Raw genomic sequence first — 268 nt, forward strand, 5'->3', positions numbered from 1 at the left:
AGTAAAGGATGGTGGAGCTATGCGGGATCGAACCGCAGACCTCCTGCGTGCAAGGCAGGCGCTCTCCCAGCTGAGCTATAACCCCATCGTAAATACTTATCTCTGTACCCTAATTCGTTTCCGGGCAAGGCGCGGTGGTGCGAAGCATACTGAAGTATGCGAGCATCGCCGTAACACAGCACGGAGGCGAATTTGGTAGGCCTGAGTGGACTTGAACCACCGACCTCACCCTTATCAGGGGTGCGCTCTAACCACCTGAGCTACAAGC

General features: G+C 55.6%; 1 tRNA gene. It reads right to left on the bottom strand.

What is annotated here, in order from left to right:
* Positions 1 to 9: 9 nt before the first annotated feature.
* Positions 10 to 85, bottom strand: a tRNA-Ala gene (locus OGW16_RS00585).
* Positions 86 to 268: the final 183 nt, after the last annotated feature.

The organism is Citrobacter sp. Ce104 (assembly GCF_030334595.1).
GTDB lineage: Bacteria > Pseudomonadota > Gammaproteobacteria > Enterobacterales > Enterobacteriaceae > Citrobacter > Citrobacter europaeus.